Below are 4165 nucleotides of genomic sequence, written 5' to 3'. Positions count from 1 at the left end.
ATTTAGAATATATTGTTATGCCAAATCAAGGGACAAAAAAAAACGCATAAGCTGCAATTTCAAATTACAACTTATACGCTTTATCAAACAATTAGAAACGAGTTTTTATTATTTTCGTTATTAGTTGCCAGTTTTGAAGGTAGCAACCTCTTTTCCTTGCTTATCTTTTACTGTTAAAACGTTATCAACAATAACATAGCTAGCATAGGTTGGTACTGACGCTAGGAATGCTTTTTCAAGCTCCATACCATCCATACACATTTTACGTGTTGATGCCGCAGGTCCCATTGTTAATGTTCCATTTGATGTTTCAAATGTACCTTGGAAGTTATTACAGCCAGAGAAACCATGTGCAGACTTTTTATCCATATCAAATTGAATAAATGCCATATTACCACCAGCCCCAGGTTTAACCGTTTCACCTTCAAGGGTTACTAATTCCCATGGTTGACCAGCAAGGCCTGTCGCCGCAGTTGCTGCTGGTACTTGATGCGCAACACGATCTAATTTGATCTCAATCGGTTGCTTCGCATCAGCAGCAAATGGATCAATGCTGGTCGTTGAGGTCATCACCAACTTATCTTCAACTTTGATCGTTGCACGTAGGCTATAGCGATGCTTATCTTGAATTTTCGCTGCATCATATTCTAGTGTTACAGGGTATGGTGGCGCACCAGCTACATCCATCGACTCACTCGTGATCGTGGTTGATGGCGCATCAGCTAAAGAAACATCTTCTAACGTTACATTTAATACTGCACCCGGTGGTAGCATACGACGATCTAGATAAATCACCTTTGTTTCTAATGATTTCATTTCTACTTTCTCAGCTTTAGCAACAGGTGCTGTCTGTTGTTGGTTTTGATTTGCAGCAGTGTCAGCGTCATTACATGCTTGTAGCATGAATGCAGAAAGTACAACTGAAGTTGCTAACGCTAGCTTTTTTAATTTAAAAGTCATTTTTAATTATCCTTTTATACATTTCAAATCATAACCACAGTAACGTTCATCATTACTCAGTTAAGGTTGCCATCATTGAGATAGCATATTGATTTAGAATTATTTATCTGTGAACTGCAAACAATAATACAGCATTCAAAATATGACGCAATCATTATAGATTACAGAAATGTTACGCTCTGTTAATACTCAAGAAAGCTATATTTTACTTTTATCATTTCTGTAAGTTCATAAGTTATAGACTATGATTTTCGAATAATCTATTCAGTGATTCATAATGACCAAATATCGCAACACCTTGCAGATATCGGCGAAGCATATCTAGTAAAACAGTCGCAATCACACAACGTTGATCATCATGGCTATAGACTCGTTTAAACTGTACATGCTGGATCCATTGTCCCTCATCTGTGATCAATCCAACCGTGACAGCACCATCATGCAATGTGCCAGAAAACAGCCCTATCTGACTATTTGGTATTAGACTTAAACCCTGTAATTGCTCACTCGCTACGTTGACTAAAGCATCCATATCAGTCTTCGTATCAACAACGATGTTTTGGACGGATGCGGATACCACATATTCATTCAGCTCTGGCTGTTGATTCAGCCAATTAACAACAAAACCACCGGTGGATTGCTCTAAAATAGCCAGCTTTTTATTTTGATGAGTCAGTAAATTTGACAGGTTTTCTATTAACCCTACCTGCTTACCTACAATGTTATCCCCTAACAAGGCTTCCATTTCAGCTAACAGTACCAAAGCAGTATTCCCCTGCTCTGGTGCAAATAATTTCACTTCAATAAAAGGTAATGATGAGCGATAGCCTATTTCATAACCTTGCGGCAAAGTAAGATGTTGAAATGCATCGCTGATGCTTGATTCTGATAGACCATAGGTAAATAAGCGGGAGCAATGTAAAGGTTGATTGGCAGGATATTGCGTTTGCAGACGAGGTAGGATTTGATCTTTCACCATGATTTTAAATTCACTCGGAACACCTGGCGTAAAGAAAATCCACGCTCGATTGAGTTTAATGGCAAAACCACAAGCAGTTCCAACAGGGTTATCAATCAGCTCAGCCCCTTCAGGTAGCATCGCTTGTTTTAAATTAGCAGCAGGCATTTCACGATTAAGCTTTTCATATTTAGCTTTCATTTCTGCCACCCAATGATCAGATTGCTCTAATCCTACGTTTGCAGCCATTGCAGCAGCGACTGCTGTTAAATCATCACTGGTTGGCCCTAATCCACCATTAACAATAACAATGTCACTATTTAAACTACACGATTCGATCTCTTTCGCTAATCGCTCACAGTGATCACCAACAGTGACACGACGTGTCATTGTTAAGCCCTGTTCAAACAGAAATCGGGATAACCATGCTGCATTTGTATCAGTAATATCACCTAATAATACTTCTTCACCTGTACTGATCATTGTTATTTCAATCATCATTTCCCTCTGAATCTGTGGCTTTATGATTTATTTTATTAGTCTATGCTCAACGACTTACCAGATACAGCTTTCTTTTACCCGATATAAATAAAGCAGTATTTTTGCCCCAACGGCTCATGTGTAAATCAAAATTTACACCAGTTAAACTAATGTTGACAGTTAAGTTATCTACCGTTAATGTACATTTCTAGCGTATAACGCTAACAAAAACAGCACATAGATTAATAAACAATACACTGAGTACATTTGATGAAATTTATCCCTCACACCAATACCTATCGATAGCCACAGTGGCTATTATCAGGATGTAAACTTAACTGAACACTCATCTCGATACGCCTCTGTGGCCTCTATTTTCGTAGGGAGCAACGACAGGTGATCAATACCACCTCCCGATCTAATTCATTACCTCTGGGAGCAACAAAAATGGCTTTAAATAAAACACTTGGCAGCATGCTTATCATTGCAGGAACAACGATAGGTGCAGGCATGTTGGCATTACCTTTGGCTTCAGCAGGCCTTGGTTTTACCACAGCATTAATTGCAATGTTCGGTATGTGGGCACTGATGACCTACACCGCGCTGCTAATGATTGAAATCCACCAACACGCAGAAACAGATGCGACGCTTAATACTTTGGCTCAGCAACTTCTTGGTCGTAAAGGGCAAATTATTGCTAATTTTGCCATGATGTTTTTGCTCTACTCTCTTTGTGCAGCCTACATTGCCGGTGGTGGTGGTCAGTTAAGTGAAAAACTAAGTGATTGGTTAAGCGTTTCTATTCCGCCTCAGCTTGGCGCATTACTCTTTACTCTTTTGATTGCGGGCGTTGTATCTATTGGTACACACACCGTTGATCTGGTTAACCGCATCCTTTTCACGGCAAAAATTGTGGCACTCGCCGTTATGTTAGGCTTACTTGTTCCACACGTAGAAGGCCAACATCTTGTTGAAATGCCAGTACAAAAAGGACTGATCCTTTCAGCCTTACCGGTAGTATTTACTTCGTTTGGTTTCCACGGCAGTATTCCATCTATCGTGCGCTACGTGGGTATTGATGTTAAGACATTAAAGAAAGTGATGATCTTAGGCTCTGCATTGCCACTATTTATCTACTTATTATGGCAACTTGCTAGCCAAGGGGTAATGAGCCAACCTGAGTTAATGGCAAGTACCACACTCGGAGCATTTATTGCGAGCTTAAGTGAGTTATTACATAACCCAATGGTCAGCAAATCAGTGTCTATTTTTGCAGACTTAGCATTGGCAACGTCTTTCTTAGGGGTAAGTTTAGGTCTATTTGATTTTATGGCAGACAGCTTAAAGCGCGCTAGCAACGTGACTGGTCGTTTACAAACAGGCTTGATCACCTTCTTGCCGCCATTAGCTTTCGCTATTTTTTACCCACAAGGCTTTATTATGGCACTGGGTTACGCAGCCATTGCACTTGTTATCTTAGCTATCTTCTTACCTGTTGCGATGGTTCGTTCACAACGTAAGAAACATCAAGCTGATAACATTATGCCTTCATACATGGTACGAGGTGGCAACCTTGCCTTAGCGATTGTTACGTTAGCTGGAGTATTAATTATTTCAGCACAAACCATGCAAATGGTAGGTATTATTCCAGCAGTAGGTTAATACCTAGTAAGCATTTATTAATAAGGAAGTGAATTATTTTACTTCCTTATTAACCTGTAATTTATAAATATATTTAAAGATATAAAAAACTATTCATTACAATAG

The 4165-nt window shown here is 39.3% G+C and carries 3 protein-coding genes; 1 reads left to right on the top strand and 2 read right to left on the bottom strand.

The features are described from left to right. Positions 1-120: 120 nt before the first annotated feature. A complete protein-coding gene (locus E5A76_RS15480) occupies positions 121-960 on the bottom strand; it encodes an META domain-containing protein (RefSeq protein WP_161119461.1) in 840 nt (279 codons plus the stop codon). Positions 961-1195: 235 nt separating this feature from the next. Continuing rightward, on the bottom strand, positions 1196-2416 hold the full coding sequence (locus E5A76_RS15475) for a CinA family nicotinamide mononucleotide deamidase-related protein (protein ID WP_161119462.1): 1221 nt from the start codon (positions 2414-2416) through the stop codon (positions 1196-1198). Between the two features lie 429 nt (positions 2417-2845). Between E5A76_RS15475 and tyrP the strand changes: the two genes are divergently transcribed. Further along, positions 2846-4060 (top strand): tyrosine transporter TyrP, encoded by a 1215-nt coding sequence (gene tyrP / locus E5A76_RS15470; RefSeq protein ID WP_161119460.1) that lies wholly within the window; start codon positions 2846-2848, stop codon positions 4058-4060. Positions 4061-4165: the final 105 nt, after the last annotated feature.

The organism is Photobacterium lucens, from assembly GCF_009873615.1.
Taxonomy (GTDB): Bacteria; Pseudomonadota; Gammaproteobacteria; order Enterobacterales; family Vibrionaceae; genus Photobacterium; species Photobacterium lucens.
The sequence above is the reverse complement of the archived record's forward strand: the minus strand, read 5'-3'. Positions and strand labels throughout refer to the sequence as shown.

Excerpts from the sequence above, each read along its gene's own strand:
- E5A76_RS15480 (WP_161119461.1), bottom strand. The coding sequence starts at position 960 with ATGACTTTTAAATTAAAAAAGCTAGCGTTAGCAACTTCAGTTGTACTT.
- E5A76_RS15475 (WP_161119462.1), bottom strand. The coding sequence starts at position 2,416 with ATGATTGAAATAACAATGATCAGTACAGGTGAAGAAGTATTATTAGGT.
- tyrP (WP_161119460.1), top strand. The coding sequence starts at position 2,846 with ATGGCTTTAAATAAAACACTTGGCAGCATGCTTATCATTGCAGGAACA.